The 25,347-nt window shown below is 72.4% G+C and carries 26 protein-coding genes, 1 tRNA gene and 3 pseudogenes; 17 read left to right on the forward strand and 13 right to left on the reverse strand.

Going from position 1 to position 25,347, the window contains the following annotated elements; all coding sequences use genetic code 11:
• Position 1: 1 nt before the first annotated feature.
• The 3 genes and pseudogenes from ACQ86J_RS25580 to ACQ86J_RS25590 all read right to left on the reverse strand — a co-directional run.
• Entirely contained in the window at positions 2-772 is a 771-nt protein-coding gene (locus ACQ86J_RS25580; RefSeq protein ID WP_431267746.1) for a hypothetical protein, read from the reverse strand.
• 104 nt (positions 773-876) lie between these two features.
• Complete coding sequence (locus ACQ86J_RS25585; RefSeq protein WP_431267747.1) at positions 877-2,172, reverse strand: thiamine pyrophosphate-dependent enzyme; 1,296 nt, start codon at positions 2,170-2,172, stop codon at positions 877-879.
• Positions 2,173-2,374: 202 nt separating this feature from the next.
• Positions 2,375-2,641, reverse strand: a pseudogene (locus tag ACQ86J_RS25590) (thiamine pyrophosphate-binding protein); the annotation flags it as partial.
• A 44-nt stretch (positions 2,642-2,685) separates the two neighbouring features.
• On the opposite strand from ACQ86J_RS25590, the gene ACQ86J_RS25595 reads away from it, so the two are divergent.
• Complete coding sequence (locus ACQ86J_RS25595; protein ID WP_431267748.1) at positions 2,686-4,536, forward strand: isochorismatase family protein; 1,851 nt, start codon at positions 2,686-2,688, stop codon at positions 4,534-4,536.
• A 6-nt stretch (positions 4,537-4,542) separates the two neighbouring features.
• On the opposite strand, the gene ACQ86J_RS25600 is transcribed toward ACQ86J_RS25595, so the two are convergent.
• The 4 genes from ACQ86J_RS25600 to ACQ86J_RS25615 all read right to left on the reverse strand — a co-directional run bounded on the left by ACQ86J_RS25600 (position 4,543) and on the right by ACQ86J_RS25615 (position 9,926).
• Positions 4,543-7,584 carry an AAA family ATPase gene (locus ACQ86J_RS25600; RefSeq protein ID WP_431267749.1) on the reverse strand — a complete coding sequence of 1,014 codons (3,042 nt, stop codon included), beginning with the start codon at positions 7,582-7,584 and terminating at the stop codon, positions 4,543-4,545.
• Between the two features lies 1 nt (position 7,585).
• Positions 7,586-8,707 (reverse strand): exonuclease SbcCD subunit D, encoded by a 1,122-nt coding sequence (locus tag ACQ86J_RS25605; protein ID WP_431267750.1) that lies wholly within the window; start codon positions 8,705-8,707, stop codon positions 7,586-7,588.
• Between the two features lie 65 nt (positions 8,708-8,772).
• On the reverse strand, positions 8,773-9,627 hold the full coding sequence (locus ACQ86J_RS25610) for a DMT family transporter (protein WP_431267751.1): 855 nt from the start codon (positions 9,625-9,627) through the stop codon (positions 8,773-8,775).
• The gene (locus ACQ86J_RS25615) at positions 9,624-9,926 is read right to left on the reverse strand and encodes a hypothetical protein (protein WP_431267752.1); all 303 of its coding nucleotides are present in this window, start codon (positions 9,924-9,926) and stop codon (positions 9,624-9,626) included. The genes ACQ86J_RS25610 and ACQ86J_RS25615 overlap by 4 nt, the downstream gene beginning before the upstream one ends.
• Positions 9,927-9,933: 7 nt before the next feature.
• Between ACQ86J_RS25615 and ACQ86J_RS25620 the strand changes: the two genes are divergently transcribed.
• From ACQ86J_RS25620 to ACQ86J_RS25660, 9 genes are all read left to right on the forward strand, one after another.
• The gene (locus ACQ86J_RS25620; RefSeq protein WP_431267753.1) at positions 9,934-10,491 is read left to right on the forward strand and encodes an MBL fold metallo-hydrolase; all 558 of its coding nucleotides are present in this window, start codon (positions 9,934-9,936) and stop codon (positions 10,489-10,491) included.
• Positions 10,492-10,513: 22 nt separating this feature from the next.
• Positions 10,514-11,119, forward strand: a complete 606-nt coding sequence (locus ACQ86J_RS25625) for a hypothetical protein (protein ID WP_431267754.1) — start codon at positions 10,514-10,516, stop codon at positions 11,117-11,119.
• A complete protein-coding gene (locus ACQ86J_RS25630) occupies positions 11,116-11,592 on the forward strand; it encodes an acyl-CoA thioesterase (protein ID WP_431267755.1) in 477 nt (158 codons plus the stop codon). The genes ACQ86J_RS25625 and ACQ86J_RS25630 overlap by 4 nt, the downstream gene beginning before the upstream one ends.
• Before the next feature lie 195 nt (positions 11,593-11,787).
• Positions 11,788-12,309, forward strand: a complete 522-nt coding sequence (locus ACQ86J_RS25635; RefSeq protein WP_431267756.1) for a metal-dependent hydrolase — start codon at positions 11,788-11,790, stop codon at positions 12,307-12,309.
• Positions 12,310-12,525: 216 nt separating this feature from the next.
• The gene (locus tag ACQ86J_RS25640; protein WP_431267757.1) at positions 12,526-13,527 is read left to right on the forward strand and encodes an NAD-dependent epimerase/dehydratase family protein; all 1,002 of its coding nucleotides are present in this window, start codon (positions 12,526-12,528) and stop codon (positions 13,525-13,527) included.
• A 56-nt stretch (positions 13,528-13,583) separates the two neighbouring features.
• A complete protein-coding gene (locus ACQ86J_RS25645) occupies positions 13,584-13,913 on the forward strand; it encodes a Bug family tripartite tricarboxylate transporter substrate binding protein (RefSeq protein ID WP_431267758.1) in 330 nt (109 codons plus the stop codon).
• A gap of 22 nt (positions 13,914-13,935) precedes the next feature.
• On the forward strand, positions 13,936-14,949 hold the full coding sequence (locus ACQ86J_RS25650; RefSeq protein WP_431267759.1) for a tripartite tricarboxylate transporter substrate binding protein: 1,014 nt from the start codon (positions 13,936-13,938) through the stop codon (positions 14,947-14,949).
• 7 nt (positions 14,950-14,956) lie between these two features.
• Complete coding sequence (locus tag ACQ86J_RS25655; RefSeq protein ID WP_431267760.1) at positions 14,957-16,105, forward strand: sigma-54-dependent transcriptional regulator; 1,149 nt, start codon at positions 14,957-14,959, stop codon at positions 16,103-16,105.
• On the forward strand, positions 16,059-16,481 hold the full coding sequence (locus ACQ86J_RS25660; protein ID WP_431267761.1) for a helix-turn-helix domain-containing protein: 423 nt from the start codon (positions 16,059-16,061) through the stop codon (positions 16,479-16,481). The genes ACQ86J_RS25655 and ACQ86J_RS25660 overlap by 47 nt, the downstream gene beginning before the upstream one ends.
• Here the strand turns inward: ACQ86J_RS25660 and ACQ86J_RS25665 are convergent.
• A complete protein-coding gene (locus tag ACQ86J_RS25665; protein ID WP_431267762.1) occupies positions 16,433-17,488 on the reverse strand; it encodes a hypothetical protein in 1,056 nt (351 codons plus the stop codon). The two genes, ACQ86J_RS25660 and ACQ86J_RS25665, sit on opposite strands and share 49 nt — an antisense overlap.
• Before the next feature lie 189 nt (positions 17,489-17,677).
• Complete coding sequence (locus tag ACQ86J_RS25670) at positions 17,678-18,214, reverse strand: adenine phosphoribosyltransferase (protein WP_431267763.1); 537 nt, start codon at positions 18,212-18,214, stop codon at positions 17,678-17,680.
• 91 nt (positions 18,215-18,305) lie between these two features.
• Here ACQ86J_RS25670 and ACQ86J_RS25675 point away from each other — a divergent pair, with 91 nt between their 5' ends.
• On the forward strand, positions 18,306-18,551 hold the full coding sequence (locus tag ACQ86J_RS25675; RefSeq protein WP_431267764.1) for a DUF2842 domain-containing protein: 246 nt from the start codon (positions 18,306-18,308) through the stop codon (positions 18,549-18,551).
• 59 nt (positions 18,552-18,610) lie between these two features.
• Here the strand turns inward: ACQ86J_RS25675 and ACQ86J_RS25680 are convergent.
• Together ACQ86J_RS25680 and ACQ86J_RS25685 are read right to left on the reverse strand one after the other, a co-directional pair.
• Positions 18,611-18,687: transfer RNA gene (locus tag ACQ86J_RS25680), tRNA-Pro, on the reverse strand.
• A complete protein-coding gene (locus ACQ86J_RS25685) occupies positions 18,678-19,241 on the reverse strand; it encodes an LOG family protein (protein WP_431272531.1) in 564 nt (187 codons plus the stop codon). The genes ACQ86J_RS25680 and ACQ86J_RS25685 overlap by 10 nt, the downstream gene beginning before the upstream one ends.
• 338 nt (positions 19,242-19,579) lie before the next feature.
• Here ACQ86J_RS25685 and ACQ86J_RS25690 point away from each other — a divergent pair, with 338 nt between their 5' ends.
• Complete coding sequence (locus ACQ86J_RS25690; protein WP_431267765.1) at positions 19,580-19,978, forward strand: c-type cytochrome; 399 nt, start codon at positions 19,580-19,582, stop codon at positions 19,976-19,978.
• Between the two features lie 21 nt (positions 19,979-19,999).
• Here the strand turns inward: ACQ86J_RS25690 and ACQ86J_RS25695 are convergent, their stop codons facing one another.
• Positions 20,000-20,596, reverse strand: coding sequence for a cytochrome b/b6 domain-containing protein (locus tag ACQ86J_RS25695; RefSeq protein ID WP_431267766.1), 597 nt, complete (start codon positions 20,594-20,596; stop codon positions 20,000-20,002).
• A 248-nt stretch (positions 20,597-20,844) separates the two neighbouring features.
• On the opposite strand from ACQ86J_RS25695, the gene ACQ86J_RS25700 reads away from it, so the two are divergent.
• A complete protein-coding gene (locus ACQ86J_RS25700; RefSeq protein WP_431267767.1) occupies positions 20,845-21,945 on the forward strand; it encodes a LysM peptidoglycan-binding domain-containing protein in 1,101 nt (366 codons plus the stop codon).
• Here ACQ86J_RS25700 and ACQ86J_RS25705 read toward each other — a convergent pair.
• Complete coding sequence (locus ACQ86J_RS25705; RefSeq protein WP_431272746.1) at positions 21,879-22,493, reverse strand: hypothetical protein; 615 nt, start codon at positions 22,491-22,493, stop codon at positions 21,879-21,881. The two genes, ACQ86J_RS25700 and ACQ86J_RS25705, sit on opposite strands and share 67 nt — an antisense overlap.
• On the opposite strand from ACQ86J_RS25705, the pseudogene ACQ86J_RS25710 reads away from it, so the two are divergent.
• From ACQ86J_RS25710 to ACQ86J_RS25725, 4 genes and pseudogenes are all read left to right on the forward strand, one after another.
• A pseudogene (locus ACQ86J_RS25710) lies at positions 22,387-23,048 on the forward strand (phosphatidylserine decarboxylase). The gene ACQ86J_RS25705 and the pseudogene ACQ86J_RS25710 sit on opposite strands and share 107 nt — an antisense overlap.
• Complete coding sequence (locus ACQ86J_RS25715; RefSeq protein WP_431267768.1) at positions 23,045-23,950, forward strand: CDP-alcohol phosphatidyltransferase family protein; 906 nt, start codon at positions 23,045-23,047, stop codon at positions 23,948-23,950. Before ACQ86J_RS25710 ends, ACQ86J_RS25715 begins: the two are co-directional and overlap by 4 nt.
• Positions 23,951-24,203: 253 nt before the next feature.
• Positions 24,204-24,548, forward strand: a pseudogene (locus ACQ86J_RS25720) (LLM class flavin-dependent oxidoreductase); the annotation flags it as partial.
• A gap of 103 nt (positions 24,549-24,651) precedes the next feature.
• Positions 24,652-25,338, forward strand: a complete 687-nt coding sequence (locus ACQ86J_RS25725; protein WP_431272532.1) for an LLM class flavin-dependent oxidoreductase — start codon at positions 24,652-24,654, stop codon at positions 25,336-25,338.
• Positions 25,339-25,347 lie beyond the last annotated feature (9 nt).

Raw genomic sequence — 25,347 nt, forward strand, 5'->3', positions numbered from 1 at the left:
CTCAGACCTCCACGTCGCGGTTGACGTCCTTGTAGAGCAGGTAGGCGGCGCCTTCCCCAACCCGTGCAGTAGAATTGCTGCGGGACGAAGCTGCCCATCCAGACGAAATCCCCGGTCCAGAGCTCGTGCCAGTCGCGGTCCAGCAAGCTGAAGGCCCTGGCCTTCCAGCATGACCAGCCCGTGCTCGAAGATATGAGTCTCGACGCAGTGGAAATGCGTACCGGGCGCGAAGCCCATCACGTTCATCTCGAAATCCATGGTCATATCGGCGGTGCCGAGCAGGTATTGCCGCCAGCGGCCGCTGTCGTCGACCGTGGTGCGCGGCGTGGTGTCGCGGCTGCCGAAGCGCGGGGCGGGGGCGTCCTGGCCGGGGGCGGGGACGTAGCGGCGCTTGATCCAGACGCTGCGCGACGCAGCCCCGCCCTTGTTGACGAAGGACAGGGCGGTGCCGGCCGGGATGTAGGCGAAGCCGCCCGGCTCCAGGCTGGCCGAGATCCCGGCCGGCGGCGACCTCGAGCGTGCCGGACAGGAGGTAGAGGAAATGCTCGTAGCCGTCGTCGCGCGGCGCCGTGGTGCCGCCGCCGGGCAGGACCTCCAGCGTCCCTTGCGCGAAGCGGGCGCCCATCAGCGGCGTCGCCTGGTAGTAGACCTGGGCGTCGCGCAGCCCGGGCAGCAGGCTGGGGAACATGCCGCCCGGCGGCAGGATGGCGTAGTTGCGGGCAAACAGGCTGCGGTTGTGGCCGATGACGCCGGGCGGGACGAAGGCGGGCATGGTGGGCTGGGCTCCGGGCAGGGGGCGCTGCGGGGCCAAGCAGGAACCGGGCCGCGCCGCGCGCCCCATGCATTCCATGGATGGCGCGGCGGCGCAAGGACCCGTTACACGCGGTGCTTCCCCATCATCGACCGCGCCGGCTCCCGCCCCAGCGCCGCCCAGATCGCCGGCGCATCGGTCGCCCCTTTGGCCAGCGCCTTGCGCAGGTGCTCGGCATAGGCGTCGGAGACAACGGCGGGCAGCAGCGGCTCGTGCGGGTCGACGATCGCCTGGATGATGGCCGGGCCCGGCGCCGCCAGCGCCGCGTCCAGCACCGGCCCGACCTGCTCCGGCCGCTCGATCGTATAGCCGCGGGCGCCCATCGCCTCGGCGGCCCTGGCGAAGTCGATCCCCGGCACCGCCACGCCGAAATCCGGGTTGCCGAGGAAGAGGAGCTGTTCCCACTTGATCTGGCCGAGCGTGCCGTTGCGCAGCACCAGTAGCTTCAGCGGCAGGCCCATGGCGACGGCGGTGGAGAACTCGCCGAGCTGCATCGCCAGCCCGCCATCGCCGATGACGCCGAAGATCGGCCGGCCGGGGAAGGCGCAGCCAGCGGCGACCGCATAGGGGATGGCGCAGGCCATCGAGGCGAGCAGGCCGGAGACGCCGAAGTCATGCCCGGGCTGCAGCCGGATATGGCGCGCGACGAGGCCGGTATGGTGGCCGCTATCGGCCACCAGCACCGCATCCGGCGGCAGCCGGGCGCCGAGCGCCGCGACCGGGACCGAGGGGTTCATCGGCTGCCGCTCGCTCACCTCGGCGGCGCGGATCGTGGCGTACCAGCGGCGCGTCTCAGCCTGCGCCATCTCGAGGAAGGACCGGTCCTGTTTCCGGCGCAACTGCGCGTTCAGCATCTCGAGCGCCGCGCGGGCATCGCCGACCAGCCCGGCCTCGACCGGCTGGCGCAGGCCGATGCGCTGCGGGTCGCGGTCGATCTGCACGATCCGCGCCTGGCCGGGCTTCGGGTAGTATTCGACATAGGGGAAGGTGGAGCCGACGATCAGCAGCGCGTCGCATTGCGCCATCGCGGCATGGGTGCCGAAGGTGCCGTAATAGCCGATGCCGCCCGTCGTATAGGGGTGGTCGTCCGGCAGCACCGCCTTGCCGAGCAGCGCCTTGGCCACCGGCGCGCCCAGCAATTGGGCGGCCTGCTCCAGTTCCGCCCGCGCCCCCAGCGCGCCGCGGCCGGCCAGGATGGCGACGCGGCTGGCGCCGTTCAGGATTTCCGCCGCGCGGCGCACCGCATCGGCTTCGGGCAGCAGCAGGCCGTCCTGCCAGTGCGGCGAGGTCGTCTGCGCCTTGCCGCGGGGAGGGCTTGTCCTCCTTCGCGTCTTCCTCCTGCAGATCGGTCGCCAGCGCAAGGTGGGCGACGCCGCGGCGGGCGAGGGCGCTGCGGCAGGCGAGGCTGGTCACCGTCTCCGCATGCTGCGCGCCCATGATGCGGGCATTGTAGACCGCGACATCGGCGAAGACTCGGTCGAGCGGTACGTCCTGCTGGGTGAAGGTTTCCGCGAGGTCGTGGTAGGGCAGGCCGGTCAGGGCGACCACCGGCGCCAGGTCCATCTTGGCGTCGTAGAGCCCGTTCAGCAGGTGCAGCCCGCCTGGGCCGGTGGTGGCGAAGCAGCAGCCGAGCCTGCCGGTCCACTTGGCATAGGCGGCGGCCATGAAGGCGGCGCTTTCCTCATGCCGGACCGGGACGAAGCGGATTTGCCCCTGCCGGGTGCGCAGCGCCTCCACCACGCCGTTGATGCCGTCCCCGGCCAGGCCGAAGATGACGTCCACGCCCCAGTCCTGCAGCGTGTCGATGACGATCTCGCTCGCGTTGGGCATCCGTCGGCTTCCCCGTGCTGTCGAGGTGCGAACGCGGCCGATCCGTGGCGGATGCGGCCAAGCGGCGGAACGTCTCGGCCTGCCGGCGGGCCTCGGCCGACGCCGCGGCTTTCCAGCCGGGGCGATCGCGGGCTACCCTGCCGCACCGGCCGCCAGAGCCGGCCGAGGATCGCAGTTCCGGCCCGCATTCCCGCCGAGAGGGCCCCGCATGCACCCCTTCACGCTGCCCGAAAGCATCCAGGCCCGCGTCGCCGCGCTGCGGCACGCCGCACCCCTTCGCCCGGCTCGACCCGCAGCGCACCGCGCTGGTGGTGGTCGACCTGCAGAACGGCTTCATGCGGGAGGACGTGGCGCATGCCTGGTGCCCGATGGCCGAGCATGTGGTGCCCGCGGTGAACCGCCTCGCCGGGGCGCTGCGCCAGGCCGGTGGCGGCATCTTCTGGATCCAGAACACCTTCGATGCGCGCTGCGAGACCGAATGGTCCGTCATGCAGGGCATGGCGACGCCCGCCGCCCGCGCCCGCCGCGCCGCGGCGATGAGCGAGGGGACGGTGGGCCACGCGCTCTGGCCGGCGCTCGACGTGCAGCCGGCCGACGAGATGGTGCGCAAGTACCGCTACAGCGCCTTCATTCAGGGCAGCTCCGAAGCTGCCGGCGCGACTCAGGGCGCGCGGCTTCGACACGGTGCTGATCACCGGCACGGTCACCGGCGTCTGCTGCGAGAGCAGTGCCCGCGATGCCATGATGCTGAACTTCCGCACCGTCATGGTCAGCGACGGCTGCGCGGCGGTGACGGATGCGGAGCATGCCGCCGCGCTGATTGGTTTCTACCTGCAATTCGGCGACGTGCTGACGGTCGACGATTGCATCGCCGGCCTTGCCGGCGAGGAAAGGGCAGCGGCGTGAAGAAGGTAGCGTTCATCGGCACCGGCGGGACGATCGCCTCGATCGGCAAGGGCCCGTTGGATTACGTCAACTACGGCGCCAATGGCGTCATGCTGCAGGCCGGCGGCATCCTCGACCGCTTCCCGAATGTCCAGCAGGTCGCCGAGGTCTTTGCGGTGCCCTACCGCAACGTCCCCTCGCCGCAGATCGGCTGGCAGCAATGGCGGGAACTGGTCCTGCTCTGCGACAAGCTGGTGGCGGAGACGCCAGACCTCGCCGGCATCGTCATCGGCCATGGCACCGCCTCGCTGGAGGAGACGGCCTATTTCCTCTCCCTCACCCTGAAGGTGCCGGTGCCCGTGGTCGTCGTCGGCGCGCAGCGCCCGGCCTCCTCGCTCTCGACCGATGCCGGGCTGAACCTGGTCAACGCGGTGCGGGTCGCTGCCAGCGCGGAGGCGCGCGGCCTTGGCGCGCTGGTGCTGCTGAACGACGAGATCCAGGCGGCGCGGGAGGTGACCAAGACCTCCACCGGCCGGATGCAGACCTTCCGCAGCCCGGACTTCGGCGTGCTCGGCCATGCCGATGGCGATGGCTTGGCCTGGTACCGCCGCCCGTTGCGCAGGCTCGCGCCGGAGACGGAGTTCGACATCCGCAGGCTGGCGGCGCTGCCGCGGGTCGACATCGCTTACAGCCACGCCGATGCCGACGGTACGGCGGTGCGCGCCTTCGTCGCCGCCGGCGCCAAGGGGATCGTTGCCGCCGGCTTCGCCCCGGGCTTCGTGACGCCCGGTGATGCGGCGGCGCTGCGGGAAGCGCGCGAGCAGGGCGTCGTTGTCATGCAGTCGACCCGCGCCGGCAGCGGCCGGGTCTTCCCGACGACGAAGCTGGCCGAGGCGGGCTTCATCCCGGCCGACAATCTCAACCCGCAGAAGGCCCGCATCCTGCTGGCGCTGGCCCTGACGGTGACGCAGGATCCGGCGGAGATCGCCCGGATCTTCGCCAGCTACTGATGCCCCTCAGCCGACCCGGAACGCCGCGGTGCTGCCGCGGCGTCCGGGCGTGACTTCCAGCTTCGCCGGGATCCAGTCGCGCAGCTCTGCGACATGGCTGATGACGCCGACGATCCGGTCCTGGTCCTGCAGGGCCGAGAGTACCTCCATCGCCGTCTCCAGCGCCTCGGCATCCAGTGTGCCGAAGCCCTCGTCGACAAACAGCGCATCGATCCGCCGCGCCCCGGCATGCGCCTGCACCGTGTCGGCCAGGCCGAGCGCCAGCGCGAGCGAGGCGCAGAAGCCCTCGCCGCCCGAGAGCGTGCCGGCCGGCCGCGCCGCGCCGCTCCACTCGTCCAGCACCTCGATATCCAGCCCAACGGCGCGATTGGCGCGTTCCGGCTCCTCCACCCGGCGGATGGTGTAGCGGCCCTTCAGCATGCCGCGCAGCCGCCGGTTGGCCGAGGCCAGCGCCTCGTCCAGCAGGCTGCGCAGCACGAAGCCCTCTAGCGAGAGCTTCTTCCGGTTCCGGCCGGAGGCGAGTTCGGCCAGGTCCTGCCGCACCGCGTAGGCCGCCTCGGCCACGGCCATGCCGCGCTCCGCCGCCTCGATCTCGCCCAGCAGCCGGCGGCCGGCGGCCAGCCGTTCGCGCTGCGCGGCGGCGGCGTCGATCGCCGCGCGATGCGTGGCGCCGGCCACCTGCAGCGCCAGGGCCAAAGCGGCGAGGTCCGGCGGCTCCAGTCCCTGGGAGGCGGCCTCGGCGGCGGCGGCGCGGGACTCGGCGGCGGCCAGGCTGTCGCGGAACACGTCGATCCGGATCTTCAGCTTCGCCTGGGCATCCTCCGCCATCAGCGCGGCGCGGAAGCCGGCGATCCCCTCGAACCCGGCCGCGCTGCATTGGCCGAGGAGCGATGCCTCCTGCGCCGCCCGCGCCGCTTCGGCCAGCCGCGCCGCAGCGCCGGCGCGCCCGGCCTCGGCCGCGGCGGCGCTCGCCGCTGCTTCGGCAGCGGCGCGTGCCTCGCGGTCGCGCTGCAGTGCCTCGGCCAGGCTGCGGCTGCGGCTCGCGGCGGCCGCGGCTGCCCGGCGCAGCGCCTCGGGCGCGGCGAGGCCGGCGGGCAACGCGTCCAGCACGGCATCGCGCATGGCGGCGGCGGCCGCGGCCTCGGTCGCGGCGGCCTGCGCCGCCTCGGCGGACTGCTTCGCCTGGCGCGCCGCCACCTCCGCCGCGCCGCGCGCGGTCTCGGCCGTCGCCCGCAGCATCGGCAGGGCCGTCGCCGCGGCCTCGGCTTCGGCCAGCGCGGCGCTGATCGCGCGCAGCTCGGCTGCGGCCGCCTCGGCTGGGCGGGACGCGGCCTCGCCCAGCCGCAGCAGCAGGTCGTCCCGCGCCTGCGCCGCGAGGCGCAACCCCGCCTCCGCCTCGGCCGCCTTGGACCGGGCCAACTCCAGCGCCGAAACGGCCTGGAGCTCAGCCGCCTCCAGCCGCGGCATCTCGGGCAGCGCCTCGTCGGCCGGGCGGGCGGGGGCGGGGTGGTGCGTGCCGCCACAGACCGGGCAGGGCTCGCCCTCCCGCAGCGCCGCCGCCAGTCGCGCGGCGTGATCGGCGGCGAGGGCGGCGGCCCCGGCCTGCCGGGCGGCCCGCGCCGCCTCGGCCTGGCGCATCGCCGCGGCAAGGCCGTTGCGCTGCGTCTCCACCGCGCCCTCCGCCTGGCGCCACCGCACACCTGCGGCGTCCAGCGCGGCCAGGTCGCGCGCCACCGCCGCCGCGGCGTCGCGCGCGAGGCGGTGCCGCTCGCCCTGCGCCGCCACCGCCTCGCGCGCCGCCAGCGCTTCGGACGCGGTCGCAATCTCGGCGGCGCGCTCGGCCGCGGCGGCCTCGGCCGCGGCCTGCCGGTCCGCCGCCTGCCGCGCTGCTTCGGCGGCTTGGGCCGCATTGCGGGTCGCCGCGGCCGCCTTCTCCGCCCGGTCGAGCAGGCCGGAGAGGCGCGTCGCTTCCGCCTGCTGCGCCGCGGCCTCGGCCTCGCGCGGCGCCGCATCGGCCAGGGCGGCCTCGGCTAGCGCGAGGCGCGCTCGCGCCATGGCCTCGGCGGCCTCGGCGGCCGCAGCCGCCGCCATTGCCTCGGCCGCCCGGGCGGCGGCGGCCTCGAACCCCACCTCCGCGCCGCGCAGCCGGTCGGCGCGGCGGGCGGCCTCCAGTCTTGCCTCCGCCTCCCGCACCGCGGGCTGCTTCGCCTGCAAGGCGTCGCGCGCGGCGACCGCTTCCCGCGCCTCCTCCAGCCGGCGGGCCGCGTCGCGCCCCGCCTCGGCCGCGCCGCGCGCCGCGGCCTCCGCGACAGCGGCCGCCGCCTCCGCGGCCTCGGCCGCGGCCAGCGCCGCCGCCCGTGCCTCGAGCGCCGCGGCCGCCGCGGCGTGGTCGGCAGCGCCGGCCTGGTCCAGCAGGACCTTCCGCCGATCGCCCAGGCGCTGGCAGTCCTGCGCCGCGGCCTTGGCCTCCTCCGCCAGCCGCTGCTCGATCCGGCGGTAGAGCGCGGTCTGGAACAGCCGGGTCAGGATGTCCTGCCGGTCACCCGGCTTGGCCACCAGCAACTCGCGGAAGCGGCCCTGCGGCAGCAGGACCACCTGGCGGAATTCCGCGGCGCGGTAGCCCAGCAGTTCCTCGACCTTCGCTCGCACCTCGGCATCGCGGTCGAGCGGCTTGCCCGTTTCCTCGCCGTGCAGCTCGCAGAGCTCGACCTCGCCGCCGACCCGCGTGGTGCCGCCGCCGCGCTTCGGCTTGTCCCATTGCGGCCGCCGGCGGATGCGCCAAGTGGCGTTGCCGAGGGCGAAGTCGAGCGTCACCTCGGTCGGCAGCGCCGGGTCAGCATGGTGGCTGCGCAGATGTTGCGGCCCGCGCTCCTCGCCGCTGCTCTCGCCGAACAGCGCGAAGCAGAGCGCGTCCAGCAGGCTGGTCTTGCCGGCACCGGTCGGGCCGGCAATCAGGAACAGCCGGTTGCCGGCGAGCCCGGCGAAGTCGATCTCCTGCCGCCCGGCATAGGCGCAGAATCCCTGCAAGGTCAGGCGCAGCGGCCGCATCTCAGGCCTCCGCCGCCTCGATCGCGGCGATGGCAACGGGGCGGGCGGCCTCGGGCAGCGCCTCGCCCTTCATCTCGGCATAGAAGGCGCCGAGCAGGTCGAGCGGCTCGCCGCCCTTGGCGCGGCCGACCGGGCCATCCGCCGCGGCGATCGCCGCATCGCGGGCGAAGGCGAGCTCCAGCACGTTGGGATAGACCTCGCGCAGCCGCGCCATGGCGTCCCAGACCCGGTCGCGGTCGGTGAGCGTCACGTGCAGCCAGTCTTCCCGCCCCGCCGCCGGGGCGTCCCGCAGCAGCCCGGCGATCTCGCCGGACAGGCGGCGCAGCGCCCGCTTCGGCGCCAACTGGATCGCCTCGGTCGTCACCCCGCCGGCGGCGTCCAGCTCGACCAGCGTCACCGATTTGGCCTGGCCCGCCTCGCTGAACGAGTAGGCCAGCGGCGAGCCGCTGTAGCGGATCCGCCCCGCGGCCAGGTCCTGCGGCCGGTGCAGGTGGCCGAGCGCGACGTAGTGGAAGCCCTCGAACCGCGCCGGGGAGACCGCCTTGGCGCCGCCGACGGCCAGCAGCCGCTCGCTCTCGCATTCCTCGCCGCCGGCGACGAAGGCATGCGCCACCATCACCATGCGGGCGCGGGCCGGGCATTGCTGCATCAGGTGGCGGCAGACATAGCCGAAGCCGGCATCGTGGTCGGCGATCGGCTCGCCGACGAAAAGCCGCGCCAGCAGAAGGTGCGAGGCATAGCCGGAAGGGAGGATCCACACCTCGCCATGCCGGTCGCGCATCGGGATCGGCCGGCCGAGCGCCGAATCGGCGATATGCAGGCCCGAACCGCGCAGCAGGGTGGCGGCGAAGGAGAGCCGTTCGGTGGCGTCGTGGTTGCCGGGGATCAGGACCACCGGGATGCCGAGGTCGAGGATCGCCTTGCGCAGGATCTCGTCCAGCAGCTCGATCGCCTCGATCGGCGGCACGGCGCGGTCGAAGATGTCGCCGGCGATCAGCAGCACGTCGGGCCGGCGGTCCCGCAGGATGTCGAGGAACTGGCCGCGCAGCATATGCGCCTGGTCCTCGAGGAAGGACGCGCCATTGAGGGTCCGGCCCAGGTGCCAGTCGGCGGTGTGCAGCATGCGCATGAGGCGACGACCATGCGCGTGGGGCCAGAGTCGGGGCAAGCCTCGTCGGGCTGGGCGGCTCAGCCGCGCCGCGCGCCTCGCACCAGCCAGAGCGTCGCCGCCAGCATCAGCGCCGTGCCGGCGGCCAGGCCCCAGCCCGGCTGCTCGCCGAAGAGCAGCAGGCCGATGGCGGCGCTGACCGGGATGCCGACATATTCGATAGGCGCCAGCAGCCCGATCTCCGCCCGGCGGGAGGCCGGTTGCAGCAGCATGTCGCCCGTCACCGCCAGCGCCGAGCCGCCGAGCAGCCAGGCCAGCGCGAGGCCCGAGGGCGCGTCCCAGACCCAGGCCGAAACCGGCCCCCAGACCAGGACCGAGGCGAGGCCGTACCAGGCGACCACCCGCGGCGGCGGCTCGGTCCCCGAGATCCGCTTCAGGGCGACCATCACCAGCGCCCCGCTGATGCCGCTGCCGACCGCGGCCAAGGCGCCCCAGGACAGCGCGCCATCCGGCCGGGCGATGACCAGCACGCCGAGGAAGCCCAGCAGCGCCGCCAGCACCCGGTCCCGCCGCAGCCGCTCGCCCAGCAGCAGCACCGCCAGCGGCAGCGCCCAGAGCGGCTTGGCCTGCATGATGGCCACCGCATCGGCCAGCTTCATCCAGGCGATGGCCAGGATGTAGAGCATGAAGCTGGCGATCCCGGCGGCGCAGCGCAGCGCATGGCCGCGCGGATGCCGCGTCGCCAGCCCCGCCGCGCCCTGCCGCAGCAGCCAGGGCGCGAGGATCAGCAGGGTGAAGGCGCCACGGGCGAAGGGAACCAGCGGCAGCGGCAGCCCGTCCTGGATCGCCAGGCGGAAGCAGGCGCCCATGCCGGCGAAGGCCATGGTCGAGGCGAGCATGAGCCCGAGGCCGACCAGTGGGCGGGAGAGGGTCATCGCGGGTCCCTTAGGCTGCCGCTGCGTTGCAGCAAAGGGATTGCCGCCGGATTGACGCGGCGCCGCGCCGCCGCGACCTCTGCCGGACCAAGGGGAAGGAAGGCGCCATGTATTCGATCGACGTGCTGATCCAGGGCTATCCCGGCAAGTCGCTCTGCCATGGCGGGCTCGGCTGGAGCACCATCGCGCTGCTGCGCGGCCATGGCCGGACCATCCTGATCGATGTCGGCGCCTTCGCCGTCCGCCCGGAATCCGGCCGCCAGTTGAAGGCCGCGAATCAGCGACCCGGCCAGCGTCACCGACGTCGTGCTGACCCATGCGCATTGGGACCACTCGGTGAACTACACGCTCTTCCCGAATGCCGATGTCTGGATCGGCAAGGTGGAGATGGACTGGGCCACTGCCGTCCCCGCCGGCTTCAACCCGCTGCCGGAGCTCTACGTCCAGGACCTGGCGCGGCATCCGCGGCTGCACCTGCTGGCGGATGGCGAGCGCTTCCTCGACGGCTTCACCGCGCATCTCTGCCCCGGCCATACCCCGGGCTGCCTGGTCTACCGGCTGGAAGGCAACGAGCATCCGGTGGTCTTTTCCGGCGATGCCGCGAAGAACCGCGCCGAGCTGCTGTCGATGGCGACCGACATGACCATGGATGCCGGCGCCAGCCGTGCCAGCCTCGACCGCATCTGGACGCTCTGGCGGCAGGTGCCGGGCACGCTGCTGATCCCCGGCCACGACCTGACCATGCGGCTCGATGCCCAATGCCGCCCGGAGTATATCGGCCAGCGCCGCGCCGGCATCGCCGCCTGGTTCAATGAGGACCTAGCGGTCATGGACGAGTTCGACATCACCGCGCCCCGCTTCTGAATGGATTTATCCACTGCCGCCCGTGCCTGGGTCCGGCTGCCCTCCGGCCGCCGCCTCGACCTGCTGGCGCCGACGCCCCTTCGACTGGACGGACGAGGACCTGGCGATCGGCCTGTCCCGCACCTTCCGCTGGGGCGGGCATTCGACCTGGCCGGGCGCGCCGCTCTCGGTCGCGCAGCATTCGCTGGCCGTGCTGGCGCTCCGCCGGGCGAAGGCCAGGGGCGGGCTGGCGCAGGCAGAGGCGCGGCGTGAGCTGCTGCACGATGCCGAGGAAGGGCTGCTCGGCTTCGACTGCATCTCGCCGCTGAAGCCTTTCCTCGGCACCGGCTTCGCCGCGCTGCAGGACCGGCTCTCGGCCGCCGTCGCGCTCCGCTACGCCCTGCCGGCCTGGACGCCCGAGGCCAAGCGTGTCCACAAATCCTGCGACATCGCCCTCGCTGCGGCGGAGGCGGTGCATGTCGCCGGCTGGACGCGGGAGGAGGTGCGCGGGACGCTCGGCATCCGCGCCGCGGTGCTGGCGGCCGACCCGCTGGCGGCGCTCTACGACTCGGAACCCTGGCGGCCCTGGCCGCCCGAGCTGGCCGCCGAGCGCTTCCTGATATCGCTCAAACGCCTCTCGCCAGGTTGAGCCTATCCTGCCGGGATGATCGAGCCCCCTCCGCCCTGACCGACTTCGCCTTCGCCCACCGCCTGCGGGTGCGCTGGGCGGAGCTCGACCCGCAGCGCATCGTCTTCAACGCGCACTACCTGACCTATTTCGACGTCGCCCTGTCCGAATACATGCGCGCCATCGGCTTCAAGGCGCCGGACGGGCTGGCGAAGCATGGCTGCGACATCGTCCTGGCCAATGCCAACCTCGATTTCCGCGCCTCCGCGCGCTACGACGACGAGTTGCTGGTTGCCGCCCGCGTCGCTCGCATCGGCCGTACCAGCCTCGGCTTCCGCATGGCCTGCTTCCGCGACGATGCGCTGCTCGTCGAGGGCCGGCTGGCCTATGTGAATGTGAGCCTCGGCGCGCATCGGCCGATGGCGCTGCCCGAGGCTTTCGTCGCGAAGATGCTGGCCTTCGAATGCATCGCCCCGGTGCGCCAGACCGTCTGAGCGTGACGACCTGCGGAAAAGATTGGACATTCCGTGCGTTAGCAGGGAGTTCAGGCCAAATCTGCGCCCATAGGGGCGAAAGGTCTCCACCGCCATGCTGGCGGGCTCCCATGTCGCCCTCGGCGCCGCGGCCTGGATTGCCGCCGCCCCCATCTCGGCCGACCGCCACTGGACCCCGAGGCGCTTGCGCTGGCGGTGTTCGGCGGGCTGCTGCCGGATGTCGATCACCCGAAGAGCTGGGTCGGGCGGCGGCTGCGGCCGGTCTCGGACCTGGTCGCCGGCATCTTCGGCCATCGCGGCATCACCCATTCGCTGCTTGCGGTGCTCGGCTGCGGCTGGCTGCTGCGCCAGGGCATCCTGCCGGCGCGCTGGGCGGAGCCGCTGGTCGCCGGCTATCTCAGCCACCTGCTGGGCGACCTGCTGACACCGCAGGGCCTGCGCCTGCTCTGGCCGATCCGCGGCACCTGGGCGCTGCCCTTCTGCCGCACCGGCTCGCCCTTCGAGCCGCTGGTCGTGGCCGTCATCCTGGTCGCCGCCTGGAGCACGCTCGCCGAGCCACCCGACCCGCGGGCGGCGCTGCGGCGATTCGGCCTCTGCCTCGGCTGCGCGGCGGAGGCGCCGCTGCCCCTGCCGCCGCGGCCGCCCCTGCCGCCGAAGCGACGGCTCGCTGAGCGTGAGGGACGGAGCGGCGCTGCCATGCCCCCGGCGGGCGGCTGATCCCGGCGGACCGGTCGCTTGACCGGTCCCAGCGCCCAGTGGCGCGAAGCCCAGCGAACCGGAGGTTTGCGCCCGGCGATCGAGGGCAGGAAACGATCATGCCGGTGGTCGATGCCATCGACCGCCGGCATGAGGCGCCCTTCCCTCCGCCGCCGGGCGCGCTTGGATGCCGGCCAAGCAAGCCCGCGGGAGTGAGACATGCCAGGAAACCCAGCCGTGCCGATCGCCGGCAACCGCTTTTGCATCGTCGGCGGGGCGAGCCTGGTGGGCTCGGCCACGGCGGGGAGCTTGCTGGACCACGGCGCGGCCGAGGTGGTGCTGTTCGACAATTCCGCCTTCGGCTCGGATGCCGCCGTCGCCCACCTGAAGGACCACCCGCGGCTGAAGCTGGTGCGCGGCGACGTCATGCGCATCGCCGACCTGCTGCGGGCGACCGAGGGCATGGCCGGCGTGCTGCAGCTGGCTGCCTACATGACCCTGTCGATGGATCGCGACCCCTGGTCCGGCCTGGATGTGAACATCCGCGGCGTGCAGAACGCGCTTGAGGCCTGCCGCGCCAACAAGGTGGGCAAGGTGGTCTTCGCCTCGTCGAACGCCACCTACGGCTACGGGCCGGGCGTCGCCGGCGAGCTGGTGGAAAGCACGCCCTTCCACAGCCAGGGCGCCCCGCCGGCCGCCATCCTGTACGGCGCCAGCAAGATCATCGGCGAGCAGCTCTGCCGCGACGCGTACCGGAAGTGGGGCCAAGACTACGTCGTCCTGCGCTATTCGACCGTGTATGGCGAACGCCAGCACTACCGCGCCGCCAATGCGCTCTACATCATCGAGACGCTGGAGAAGGTCCGCCGCGGCGAGCCGCCAGAGGTCTTCGGCGACGGCTCCGAGACCAAGCATTTCGTCTATGTCGGTGACCTGGCCCGGGCCAACCGGATGGCCTTCGAGAGCCCGGCGACCGATGTCGCGGTGAACACCTCCGGCCCCGCGCCGGTGACGACGCTGGAACTCGTGCAGCTGGTGACGGAGCTGGCCGGTGGCGGCCCGGCGCCGAAGTTCGTCGGCAATGAGCCCGGCAAAGTCCGACTGACCAGCGGCGGCGCCTTCCGCATCGCGCACGAGGCGGCTTACGCCGCCATCGGCTGGAAGCCCGAGGTGGACATGAAGGAAGGCCTCCGCCGGCTGATCGCCTGGCGCGACTCGAACGAGGGCAAGGCAGCATGAGCACGTCCGATCGGCCGGGCGCCATAGGAGCCCCAGATCGGCCGCGCCAGTCGGAGATGACCCGCCGGACGGTCTTGGCGACAGGCGGCGCGCTGCTCGCCGCCCCGGCGCTCGGCCAGCCGCGCTGGCCGGACCGGCCGATCGAGATCGTCGTCGGCTTCGTCGCTGGCGGCGGCACCGACCTCGACGCCCGCAGCTATGCGCGGGCGCTGGAGAAGCGGCTCGGCGGCACCGTCGTGGTCACCAACCGCCCCGGCGCGGGCGGGGAGCTCGCCTTGTCCAGCGTGGCGCGCGCGAAGCCGGACGGCCGATACGCTCGGCACCACCAACTACCCCAGCCTGATCACCATCCCGATCGAGCGGCAGGCGCAGTTCAGGCTGGATGACTTCGCCCCGCTCGGCAATCTGGTGAAGGATCCGAGCGCCATCACCGTTCTCGCCTCCAGCCCATATGCCAGCCTCAAGGACCTGCTGGATGCGGCGCGGGCCAAGCCGGACCAGCTCACCTACGCCTCCCCCGGCGTCGGCACTGACGATCATCTGCAGCTGGTCCTGCTGCAGGCGGCGACCGGCATCCGCATGACCCATGTGGTCTTCCAGGGCGACCCGCAGCTGCGCACCGCAATCCTCGGCAAGCAGGTGGATTGCATGGGGCTCAACCTTGGCGCCGTCATGCAGGTGCCGGACGGCTTCCGGATCCTGTCGCAGGGCGGCGCGGTCCGCAGCCGCTTCCGCCAGGACGTGCCGACGCTGAAGGAGCTGGGCTTCCCGGTCGAGATGGCGTCGGAGCGCGGGGTCGTGGCCCCGGCCGGCACGCCGCCCGCGATCCTCGCCCGGCTGCGCGAGGCGACCGGGGACATCGCCCGCGACCCGGAATTCGTGAAGCAGCTGGAAGACCGCTTCACCGAACCGGCCTGGGAGACGGGGAAGCCTGGTTCGCCCGGTTGCGGGCGCAAGAGGCTGATTACCGTGGGTTGTGGCAGCGCACGCCCTGGGCACAACGCTAGTAGGCGCAGGCGCCACGTTGCGATTGACCATCGCCGCGCCAGATGCGACGCAATGGGGGTGACCGCACTCGATCCCACCATAGCCGAGCAACTGGCACAGGACCTGCCGCCGGACGACTTCCGGCGCATCGTCGAAACCTTCGAAGACGACCTCGGTCGCCTGGCGGGAGAGCTCGAGCAGGCCGGCCTGGCCGGCAGCCTCGACGCCTATCGCCGCGCCGCGCACAGCCTGGCCGGGGCCGCGGCCGCAGTGGGCGCGGTGATGCTGGAACGCACCGCCCGGGTGGCCATGGACCCGCGCTCAGGCATGCCGCCGGCGCAGATGGTGCCGATCATCCGCGCCCAGGCGGCCGCTGCGCTGCAGGAACTGGCGGTGCTCGCCGCCCGGGCGGGCGACGACTCCGCCGGCGCATGACGGCCACATGACCACCCCTGGCGGCCGCATCCTGCTGGTCGAGGATACCCCGACCCAGGCCGAGGTGGCCAAGGCGCATCTGCGGGACCTGAACCACGCCGTCCGCGTGGCCGAAACCGCCGCCGCCGCGCTGGACCATGCCCGCGCCTGGGACCCAGACGCGATCCTGCTCGACCTCGAATTGCCGGACGGCTCCGGGCTCGACGTGCTGAAGACCCTGCGGCGGGAGGGCTTCGAGGCGGCGATCATCGTCATCACCGCCAATGCCTCGATGAACACTGCGGTCGAGGTGATGAAGTGGGGGGCGACCGACTTCCTGCCCAAGCCCTATCCCAAGGCCAAGCTGGTCTTCACGCTGCAGAACGCGATGGAGCAGCGGCGGCTGGTGATCGAGAACCGGGCGCTGGAGACCGAGCTGAAGGCGGCCCGGTCGGGCGCCGCGCGCGACCGCTTCCAGGGCTTCATCGGCGCCTCCGCCGCCATGCAGGCGGTCTACCGCACCATCGAGAGCGTGGCGAAGAGCCGCGCCAACATCTTCATCACCGGGGAGAGCGGCACCGGCAAGGAGCTGGCCGCCGAGGCGGTGCACAAGGTGAGCGAGCGGCACGGCGGCTTCGTCGCGCTGAACTGCGGCGCCATCCCGCGCGACCTGCTCGAGAGCGAGATCTTCGGCCATGTGAAGGGCGCCTTTACCGGTGCCACCGACAACCGCATCGGTGCCGCCCGCCAGGCGGATGGCGGCACGCTGTTCCTCGACGAGATCGGCGAGATGCCGCTCGAGATGCAGGTGAAGCTGCTGCGCTTCGTGCAGACCGGGACCTTCCAGCCGGTCGGCGCCTCGAAGCCGGAGAAGGTGGATGTCCGCTTCGTCTGCGCCACCAACCGCGACCCGCTGGCCGAGGTGGAGGCAGGGCGGTTCCGCGAGGACCTCTACTACCGCCTGTACGTCGTGCCGATCGAGCTCGCCGCCGCTGCGGGCGCGCGACGGCGACCCCGTGCTGATCGCCCGCACCTTCCTGCAGGCCTTTGCCCGGGAGGAGCGAAAGCGCTTCCGCGGCTTTGCGCCGGAGGCCGAGGCGGCGATCCGCAACTATGCCTGGCCGGGCAACGTGCGGCAGTTGCAGAATGCCATCCGCAACGCGGTGGTGATGCATGACGGGGAGCGGCTCGAGGCGGCGATGCTGCCGGCCATGCTGCTGCGTGCCCTGCCGCGGGCAGCCTCGCCGATGCCGCCCGCCGCCCTGCCGGTCGCCGTCGCGCCGCCCGAGGCCACCCTGGCGGCACCCGCCCCGCCGTCCATCCTGACGGAGCCGGAGCCGCCGCCGCCTGCCTGGGCGCCCCCGCCACCGGAGCCGCCGCAAGCCGCGATCGAAATCCAGCCGCTCTGGAAGATGGAGAGGCGGCTGATCCTGGCGGCGCTGGAGCAGACTGGGCAGGACGTGCCGCGCGCCGCCTCGCTCCTCGAGATCAATCCGTCGACGATCTACCGCAAGCTGCAGGCCTGGCGCGCGGCGGAGACGCCGGGCGGCTGAGCATCAGTCGGCGCGCCAGTTGAGCCGGCGCAGCAGCCACTCCCGATAGGCCAGCGAGACCGCGGGGGCGGGGCTGAGCGCCGCGAGCAGCGGGGCGGCATCGGCCCCCGGCAATGGCCGGACCCCGGCGCCCAGCCCAGCCGCGTCTCCTCGTCCAGCCAGCGCTGGGCCGCGCTGCGCCATGCCGCGACTAGGTTGGCCGAGGTCAGCGCCGGCAGCACCACCGCCGCCTGCAGCCGGGCGCAGCCCGCCGCGGCGATGGCCGCCGCCCGCAGCTCGGCCGCCCCGCCGAGCGCCAGGTCGAACAGCGAGGGCACCTCCGGCAGCAGCGGATCGCGCAGCCCGGCCGGCTCCAACGTGAACCAGGGCTTGGCGCCGATGGTGGCGATGCGGGCCGGCAGGTCGGCCCCGGTCAGCAGCGTGGCGTCCACCATGCCCTGGCCCAGCGCCGCTTCCAGCCGCAGCGGCACGGCGCCCATGACCGGGCTGGTGGCGAAACCGAGCAGGTCGCAACCGAGCAGCGCCGCCGCGCCCGGCATGTCCGGCCCCGCCAGGCCGAAGCGTGGCGCGGCGCCGGCGGCCGGCATGGCGTCCCGCCCCACCACCACGGCCGAGCCCTGCGCGGCACAGACCGGCAGCCAGCCGGCGGCATCGAACCGGGCGCGCGGGTCGCCGATGATGCGGGCGAGCGCGGCGAGGCCGGGCAGGACCAGCAGGGTGCGGCCATCCGGGGCGCCTTCGGTGGCGAAGCGGTTGGCGGCGGTGACGCCGTCCGGCCCGCCGAGCACGTTGCTGCGGAGCGAGATCGCGGTGGCGGCGCCGCGGCCGAGCGAGGTGGCAAGGCGGCCGGCGAAGCGGGCGAAGGCGCCGTCTTCTGGCCCCGGGACCAGCAGGGTGGCGACCGCCGGCAGGATCGCCCGGGCGGCGCCCGGCCAGCCCGTGGCGGCAATGGCGCCAAGGCCGGTCAGCAATCCCTCGCGGCGGGACAGGATCGGGCGAGCCTGCATCGCGATGTCCTCCCCGGCTTCGCATGGCAGCGTTCGGGACGGCGGGGGCCGGCCCGGGGGATGCCATGCTGGTGCACGCCTGGAATTCCAGGCCCAGCCCATTCGGGCCTGCGACCCCCGGCATGTCGCCATGCCGGACGACCGCTGGCTAGCCCTTGATCGCTCTGGCACGGCCGGAGCCGTATGGCCTCAGTCCTGGTACTGCAGCAGCGCCTCGAAGGGCACGTCCAGCTTCTGCCGGCCGCCGAGGAAGGTCAGCTCGATCAGCGCCGCGACCAGTGGCACCTCGGCACCGGCCTGGCGGAGCAGGCCGATGCCGGCCGCCATGGTGCCGCCGGTGGCCAGCAGGTCGTCCAGCACCACCACGCGCTGGCCGGGCGCCACCGCATCGGCCTGCATCTCGATCCGGTCGGTGCCGTATTCCAGCGCATAGTCGAGCCCAACGGTCGCGCCCGGCAGCTTGCGCGGCTTGCGCAGCATGACGAAGCCGAGGCCCAGTTCCAGCGCGAGCGGCGCGGCAACCAGGAAGCCGCGGCTCTCGATCCCGGCCAGCATGTCCGGCTTGTAGGGGCGGATGATGGCGGCAAGGCGTTCCATCGCCGCACGCCAGGCCGGGCCGTGCCGGAGCAGCGTGGAGATGTCGTAGAACAGGATGCCCGGCTTCGGGAAATCCGGGATGCCGCGGATATGGTCGCGGAGGTCGAGGTCGGCGTGCGTCTCGGTCATGGCCGGTCCTGCTGAAATCTTCGGGCACCCGGACCGGCCTGCGGCACGACGGGCGGGCCACTAAAAGCATCCGGGGCCGGCGGCGGCAACCGTGCCGCTGCGGCGGGGGCTTGGCGCCGCGGCATGGCGGGTGCATCTGCCCCGCATGTCGCGCATCGCCATCGCCCTCCCCGCCGGGCTCCTCGCCTTCTTCGTCTATGTCGGCCTGGTGCTGATGGCGGCGGACCACGTGCTTCAGTGGCACTGGCTGCTGCAGGTGCCCTTCTTCGTCATCGCCGGCATCGCCTGGGCCTTTCCGGCGAAATGGCTGATGTTCTGGGCCGCCGGCCAGCGCTGAGCACCAACCAAGAAAGCCCCGCCAGCGATGCTGGCGGGGCTTTCCGGCCTTGCCCGACGTGGTCGGAGCGAGAGGATCTGAACCTCCGGCCCCTGCGTCCCGAACACAGTGCTCTACCAGGCTGAGCTACGCTCCGTCGGTCGGGCTGCCACCCCGCAGCGGTGGGTGCCTTGCGGGAGCGGGCATATAACCCCCGACGCGCGGCAGGGCAAGCGGGGTCAGAGACGTTCCGGCGGTGCAGCGGTGTCCGGCGGCGGTGCCGCCTGCAACAGGCCGAGCGCGGCCGGCACGTCCGCTGCCACCGCATAGAGCCGGCGGTTGCTGGGATCGACGAAGCCCTGCGCGATCATGTCCTCGACCACCGCTGGGAAGCGGCTGCGCCCAGCCATTGATGTCGAGGATGATGACCGGCTTGTCGTGCAGGCCGAGTTGCCGCCAGGTGATGATCTCGACCGTCTCGTCCAGCGTGCCGAGCCCGCCCGAGAGGGTGACGAAGGCGTCCGCCAGCTCAAACATCCGGGTCTTGCGGGTATGCATGCTGGTGGTGACCTCGAGTTCGGCGAGGTCGGGATGCGGGCGTTCGACCCGGGTGAGGAATCCGGGATCACTCCATGCACCCGCCCGCCGCCGCCGATCGTCCCGGCCGCCACCGCGCCCATCAGCCCGGACCCCGCCGCCGCCATAGATCAGGTCATCCCCGCCGCGGCGAGGCCGGCGCCGAGCGCGCGGGCGGCGGCGAGGTGCGCGGGGTCGGTGCCGGCACGGGTGCCGCAGAAGACTGCGACCGAACGGATATGCTGGGGCATTGGTCTCTCCGAAGGATGCCGCATCCTGGCACGGATCGGGCAGGGGCCGGAGACGCGGCCGCGCGATCATCGCGGCGCGGAATGAGCGTGCCGGTCGCGCTTCCCTTGCCAGCCGGCCGAATTCCCCGGAACATCATCGTATCCGGTATGAAACCACATACCGAAGCGGACCGGGGATTTCTGAATGATGCGCATGAAGGCCGTATTGGCGACTCTGGATTGATGGCCCTGGCGGGAGGCGCCCTGGCCCAAACCGACGTGATCACCGAGCGGCGTGCCGGGCTGAAGCGGATGGGTGCCCATATGGAGGCCATCAAGCCGGTGGTCGAGGCCAGGGGCGACGTTCGCGCGCTGGAGCCCCGCATCGACGACATGATCGCCTGGTACCGTGGCCTGCCGGCGCTGTTCCCGCCCGGCTCGGGCACCGGTGACACCAAGGCGCTGCCGGCGATCTGGACCGATTTCGGCAAGTTTCAGGAGGTCAACACCGCCCTGCTCGGCCAGCTTGCCACGCTGAAGGCGGCCGCCGGCGCCGGCGACACGGCGGCCTTCGCCGCCGCCTATGCCGAGACCGGGCCGAAATTCTGCGGCAGCTGTCACCGGCCCTTCCGGGCCCGCTGACCGGCCGGCGCAGCTGGATCTTCAGCCCAGCCGCGACACGCCATAGACCGTCAGCGCCGCCGCCCCGAGCAGCGCGGCCGCCAGGATCGGCGAGCCGAGCCGCGGCGCGGGCATGCCGACCGGCAGCAGCTTCCAGCCGGTCAGCATCGGCCGCAGCAGATCGTGCTGCTTGATGAAGCGATAGGCCAGCACCGCGAGGACATGCAGCCCGGCCGTCAGCAGGATCAGGTTGAAGATGCGGTGGTGCAGGCCGGTCAGGCGGTCGCTGGTCTCGGCCGCCACCGTCTTGGCCAGCGGCCCGTAATCGCCATAGCCGCTATCGGAGAACAGCCCGGTCAGCGGCTGCGCCAGGAGCAGCGCCAGCAGCACAAGCACCATCCACCCGCCTGCGGCATTGTGCCCGATCTCCTGGTCCGGCTCCGGCCGGCGGAAATGCCAGAGGTGCCGCAGCGCCGCTGCCGGCGAGCGCAGAAACCGGCCGAACCGCGCGGTGTCCGAGCCGACAAAGCCCCAGCCAATGCGGAACAGCACTAGGGTCAGCACCGCATAGCCGGACAGGTAATGGATCCGCATGCGGCCGGTCTCGATGCTCCACCAGGACAGGCCGATCAGAGCCACGATGGACCAGTGGACCAGGCGAACCCAGCCATCCCAGACCCTCACCCGGACCAATGTCTGGTCGTCCATGACTCCGCCGCCCCCGCCTGTGCCGTGCCGCAGCATAGCCGCGGCCGACGCCGGGATGCAGGGGCACGATCCACCCGCCGGCCGAGCAGGCCGCGCGCGCACCTGTTCACTTGGCGCGGCCGAGGCCCGCGGTACCCTGCCCTCGCTGCCGGGCGGCACCCACGTTTAGTTAACGAATCATGATGGAAGCGACCAAGCTTGGGCAGATCGGTCTCGCCGGACTGATCGTGGTCGCGGCGATCGGGACGGCCTGGCTGATGGTGCCCGACGCCTTTCCGCGCTTCGGGCCCCGGCCAGGCACGGAACCCTTGCCCGCAGCCGCATCCCAGGCCGCGCCGCCGCAGGCCGCCCCGCCTGCCGCCGAACCCGCCCCGCCGAATGCCCAGGCTGAGGTGCCACGCTTCCACGTCGCCCGGGTCAGCGCCCGGGGCATGCTAGTCACCGCCGGCAGCGCGGCATCGGGCATGGAAGTGCAGTTGCTGGAGGGCGGGCGGGAGCTCGGCCGTGCCCGGGCCGATTCCCGCGGCGAATGGGTGATCCTGCCCGGCGATCCGCTGCCGCCCGGGCCGAAGGAGTTGTCGCTGCTCGCCCGCAGCCCCGGCGGCGACCCGGTCCGCTCACGCGAGACCCTGCTGCTGGTGGTGCCGGAGTCGCAGGTGGCCCAGGCGCCGCCGCAGCCGGCCGCCGGCATGCCGCTGGCCCGCCCGGAGGCCGCCGGCGCCATGGCCATGCTGCTGCCCGCGACCACCGCCGCCGGCGCCGCGCCGCGGCCGCTGCAGCTGCCGGCGGAGGCCGCGGCGGGCCGCCAGCGCCTCGGCCTCGACGTGGTGGATTACGACGAGGCCGGCGGCATGCGCTTCGCCGGCAGCGCTCCGCCGGGATCGACCGTGCGGGTCTGTGTCGGGCGCGAGCATGCCGGGGACGCGGTGGCCGGCCCGGCAGGCCGCTGGACGCTGACCCCCGCCGGCCAACCGAGCTTCGGTCGCCACACCCTCAGGGTCGATCAGCTGGCCGCCGCCGGCAGCGTCGCCGCGCGCATCGAACTGCCCTTCCAGCGCGACCGGGTGCAGGAGGAATTGCTGGCCAATGGCCGGTTGGTGGTGCAGCCCGGCGCCAATCTCTGGCGGATCGCCCGCAGGGTCTATGGCCGCGGCACCCGCTACACGGTCATCTACCAGGCGAACCGGGAACAGATCCGCGACCCGAACCGGATCTATCCCGGGCAGCTGTTCAGCTTGCCCGACGGCCCGGCCGAAGCGGAGTCCAGCCGGTCCAGATAGGGGTCGAGCACGAGGGCGAAGCGGACCATCGCGGCGATCACACTGGTCGCGGTCTGGGGCTCCGCCCGGTCCGTCGCCGCTTCCAGCCGAATGCGGTGGTCCGGCAGCAGCTGCACCCGCCAGCCCGGCGGCAGGGTCCGGGCAGCGTCGCCACCGTCTCGAAGGCGGTGGGTCGGTCGGCGCCCGGCTCGGCGGTCGAGGGGATGCGGCCGGCGATGGCCGCGATATGCAGGCCATCTGCCGCCACCGCGGCTTCGCAGCACCGGCCGCGCCAGGAAAAGCGCAGGGCAGGGGGGCGAGGCCTCCCTGGGCTGCAGGGCACCGTCCCGGGTGACGGCGAAGGGACCGACGATCAGGGGCTGCATCACCCGCCCAGCTTGCCCGATGGGGGTGAACACACCATAAACCGCGCCCATGTCTCTCGGACGCAGCCTGCGGCTCGTGCTGTCCCCGCCCCATCCGGCGGGTCGGCCCTTCATCATCGGTGGCGTCGCGGTGGCGCTGGTCGGCGGGGTTCTCCTCGGCGCCTGGCTCTTCTGGCTCGGCACGATCTTCACCCTCTTTGCCTCTACTTCTTCCGCGACCCGAAGCGGATCCGGCCGGAGCGGGAGCAACTCGTCCTCGCCCCGGCGGATGGCCATATCGTCAGCGTCATGCCGGCGGTGCCGCCGGAGGAACTCGGCCTCGGCCCGGCGCCGCGCTGGCGGGTGGCGATTTTCCTCAGCGTGCTCGATGTGCACGTGAACCGGGTGCCGGCCGACGGCACGGTGACCCGAATCGCCTATCGCCACGGCAAGTACCTCAACGCCTCACTGGATAAGGCCAGCGTCGACAACGAGCGCAACGCCATCGCGCTGAAGCTGCCGGATGGCCGCGACATGGCGGTCGTGCAGATCGCCGGGCTGATTGCCCGCCGCATCCTCTGCGACATCAAGGAAGGCGACACGGTGATCGCCGGCGAGCGCTTCGGCATCATCCGCTTCGGCAGCCGCACCGATGTCTACCTGCCGGTGGGGCTGCGCCCGCTGGTGGTGGAAGGCCAGACCATGATCGGCGGCGAGACGGTGATCGCCGACCTGGCGCCGCCGCGGGTGCTGCCGTGAGCGGCGCGGGACCGCGGAGCGCCGGGCTGCGCGGGCGGCTGCGCCGCTTCCGGCCGCGCACGCGGCCCCGCTACCATGGCCCCTCCTTCAACCGGCTGGTGCCCAACATCCTGACCATGCTCGGCCTCTGCGCCGGGTTGACCGCCATCCGCGTGGCGCTCGACGCCGAATGGGAGAAGGCGGCGGTGCTGATCGTCGTCGCCGCGGCGATCGACGGGCTCGACGGCCGCATCGCCCGCCTGCTGAAGGCGACCAGCCGCTTCGGCGCCGAGTTCGACAGCCTGTCGGACTTCCTCTGCTTCGGCGTGGCGCCGGGGCTGGTGCTGTACATGTGGACGCTGCACGACGCGCGCGGCATCGGCTTCGCGCCCTGCCTGCTCTTCGCCGTCTGTTCCGCGCTGCGGCTGGCGCGCTTCAATGCCTCGCTTGAGGAGGCGCCCGCCCTGGCGCTGACCGGCCCGCCGCCGAAGCCAGCCTATGCGCAAAACTTCTTCACCGGCGTGCCGGCCCCGGCTGGGGCGGGGCTCGCCTTGTTCCCGCTTTTCGCCGCGCTGACCTTCACCGAATGGAACTTGCCTGGGCTGGCCGCCGCCGCGCGGCACCCGGCCGTTTCCGGCGTGCTGCTGGTGGTGGTCGGCGGGCTGATGGTCTCGACCCTGCCGGCCTGGAGCTTCAAGAATTTCAAGGTGCCGGCGGAATACGTGCTGCCCCTGCTTCTCGGCGTCGGCGCCTATGTCGCGGTTCTGCTGACCGAGCCCTGGGCGGCCCTGGCGGTGGCGAGCCTGCTCTATGCCGGGATGCTGTTCTTTTCGGTCCGCAGCTACGGCCGGCTGAAGCGGGAGGCCGAGGCGATGCTGGAGCCCGACGCGGCCAATGGGCAGGACGGCCGCGCGAACGGGTGAGCGGGCCGGTCGCGGTCGGCCCTTCCAGGCGGAACCAATAGCAGGCTAGGCTTTCCGGCAGAAGGCGGCCGCCATCCCGCATGGCAGGCCCGCCCGTGATCCCGGAGGGTCGGCCATGAAGATGATGTGGTTCCACCTGATGCCCTATACCGAGCTCCCGGACGACTTCCGGGAGAAGCATCCTTCGGTCTGGGTGGACATCCACAGCTCGCTCTTCGATCCGAAGCGCGCGCACCTGATGTACAACGACTTCATGGACGAGTTGGAGTACGCCGCCGACTGCGGCTACGACGCCATCTGCGTCAACGAGCACCACTCGAACGGCTACGGCCTGATGCCGAGCCCGAACCTGATCGCCTCGGCGCTGTCGCGGCGGACGACGCAGGTGCCGATCTGCGTCATGGGCAATTCGCTTGCCCTGTACAACCCGCCGACCCGCGTGGCCGAGGAATTCGCCATGCTGGATGTCATCAGCGGCGGCAGGCTGATCGCCGGCTTCCCCGTCGGCACGCCAATGGACACCTGCTTCGCTTATGGCCAGAACCCGAGCCAGCTGCGCGAGCGCTACCTGGAAGCGCATGACCTGGTGATCAAGGCCTGGACCGAGAAGGACACCTTCGCCTTCAACGGCCGCTTCAACCAGCAGCGCTACGTCAACATCTGGCCACGCCCGGTGCAAGCAGCCGCACCCGCCGATCTGGATTCCCGGCGGCGGGTCGGTCGAGACTTGGCAGTGGTGCGCCGAGATGGACTACGTCTACTGCTACCTGTCCTATTACGGCTACAAGGCCGGCAAGGCGACCATGGACGGCTTCTGGGCCGAGATGGACCGGCTCGGCAAGGACCGGAACCCCTACCGCGCCGGCTTCGCCCAGGTGGTCGCGGTGGCCGAGAGCCGCGAGCAGGCGATCGAGCTCTACACCCAGCCGGCCGAGTATTTCTTCAACCGCTGCCTGCATGTCGACCCGCGCTTCGCCGCGCCCGCCGGCTACAGCACGGAGGCGACGCAGCGCGCCGGCCTCGAGAGCATGGTGAAGAAGGCGGCGAATGCGCAGTCGCTCATCATGGGCGACAAGACCAACCGCGGCATGACCATGGCCGACTTCGTCGACCGCGGCTATGTCGTCATCGGCTCGCCGGACGAGGTGGTGGAGCAGCTCAACGCGCTGGCCGACGACCTGAATGTCGGCCACCTCATGCTGCTGATGCAGTTCGGCAACATGGGCAAGCAGCTGACCCAGTACAACACGCGGATCTTCGCCGAGAAGGTGATGCCGCGGCTGAAGACCCGCTTCTCCGAATGGGAGGATCGCTGGTGGCCGAAGCCGATGCAGCCGACCGAGCGCGCCGAGCTGCCCGGCTTCGCGCCGAAGCTGGCGGCCGAGTAGGAGCGCCAC

Origin of the sequence: Dankookia sp. P2 (assembly GCF_050632255.1) — a bacterium.
Taxonomy (GTDB): Bacteria; Pseudomonadota; Alphaproteobacteria; order Acetobacterales; family Acetobacteraceae; genus Paracraurococcus.